The organism is Pseudoalteromonas sp. 0303 (assembly GCF_013349995.1).
In the GTDB taxonomy this organism is placed as follows: Bacteria; Pseudomonadota; Gammaproteobacteria; order Enterobacterales; family Alteromonadaceae; genus Pseudoalteromonas.
This window is the reverse complement of the sequence record NZ_JABVXF010000088.1, coordinates 1-1,548: the sequence shown is the minus strand read 5'-3', so window position 1 is coordinate 1,548 and position 1,548 is coordinate 1. Positions and strand designations below refer to the sequence as shown.

3 protein-coding genes are annotated in these 1,548 nt (G+C 38.2%); 1 reads left to right on the top strand and 2 read right to left on the bottom strand.

Annotated features, from left to right (window positions below; all coding sequences use genetic code 11):
- Both HUS62_RS22205 and bcsR read right to left on the bottom strand, forming a co-directional pair.
- The coding region (locus HUS62_RS22205) for a cellulose synthase operon protein YhjQ/BcsQ (RefSeq protein ID WP_309473928.1) at positions 1-425 on the bottom strand (425 nt) is incomplete at its 3' end.
- A gap of 13 nt (positions 426-438) precedes the next feature.
- Positions 439-648, bottom strand: coding sequence for a BcsR/BcsP family cellulose biosynthesis protein (gene bcsR, locus HUS62_RS22200; protein ID WP_175081183.1), 210 nt, complete (start codon positions 646-648; stop codon positions 439-441).
- Between the two features lie 121 nt (positions 649-769).
- Between bcsR and HUS62_RS22195 the strand changes: the two genes are divergently transcribed.
- Positions 770-1,548, top strand: a 779-nt coding sequence (locus tag HUS62_RS22195) for a BcsE family c-di-GMP-binding protein (RefSeq protein WP_220095104.1), incomplete at its 3' end; no start/stop codon positions are given.

Below are 1,548 nucleotides of genomic sequence, written 5' to 3'. Positions count from 1 at the left end.
CAAATAGCATCACAATTAATAATCTCAAGGAATATATCGTCTTCATTTAGCGAATAGCGGTGCACATCAACATGGGCAGGGCAGTCAAACAAAAACCAGCTGTCATCGCTGTCATTAAGCTGCTGACAACTCTCAATAATGCTTGAAAAGTCTAACCCTAAGTTCGAACGGCTGCCATAGGGTAAAAATTTTACGCCGTCGTTATCTTGGTGAAACTGCTCACATGCAGAGGCAAAGTTTGGGTAATCACTCCAGCCAAGTTGATGCTCCCATGCAAGACCAAAATGTAGACCTAAGTCGCCTTTAGGGTCTAAGTCGATGGCATACACAGGCACATTTGATTTTCTCAAGGCGCAAGCAAGATTGGCCACAATCGATGTTGTACCAGTCCCGCCTTTAATTCCTTTTAAGAAAACTCTTTTCATTTATTATTCTTTATTAGATTTTTGTTAATTTTTTTGTGCACGGAGCCGTTTTAGTGGCTAATGCGATATCGTTAAGTAAGGGGTATTTTTCAATCGTTTTGCGATTTTTTTCTACATCAACTATTTCGACATAATCTGTTTCTTTGCCACCAAACTGACGTATGAGTTCGTCAATGTCGTATTGAGTTAAGGTATTTGATTTTTTTACTGCAAAGTTATTCATCTAAAAAACCGTTATGAGAAAAATTAGCTTAAAAATGTTCACGATCCATGGACATAATCTGCATTATATATAGAATAGCGTTTAAAACTAGTACTAAAGTATCTTTTTTAAGGGTTTGTTGGTGCCTCATTTAAATATTACAGGACTAAACGGAGCTTTCTCTGAGCTAAAGCGAGGCGCAAACTATGCTTTACTTGCCCCGCTAGATAATCAGCTATTAGAGTTAACAAGGCATCTTTTAACCAATCATAAAGACTCGGTTTTTTTGCTTTCTGAACAAGTCGAATTATTTTTCGAAGGAGAGGGAAGCGAGTTATTATTTACCTTGTTCGAACAAGGGGTACTACGTCCTTTCCATTTACATTATAATGAGAATGTATCAAAAAGTTTGCATTTTTCCCGTGGTGTTATTAACGAAATAAAACAGTATGAGCAACTGAAAAACAGTACGGTTATCGTGCATGTCGATTCAGAACATTTAGTCTCTTTGAACGAACAGCAGCTTGGTGAAAAACTCAAGCTCTATGTTGCTTTGTCACAATCAAAAAATGTCACTTTAGTGTTTTTAATGTCAGGTGCTTATGTCAGTGAATTGAGACGTCAGTTATTAGCCTTAAACCGTTGCTTTGATGGCCTTATTTATATAACTCAAGAGGCATCAATTCGCACTCTTGAGTATGATTATTGGTGTCATAAAGAAGGAGTTATCGCTGGGCGTTCGGTTAATTTACAGCTTCGTGATGGTCAACTTGCATTAGTTGAGGTAGAGCAAGAGGCTGGTGAAAAGTCGCAAGCAACGGAGCAAGACTTTGATGAAGACGAGGTATGGCTAACGCGCAGTGCTGTCCCTGAGGGTACAAAGCTACCTGTGTTTTATAAAATAGTTGATGATAATGATGC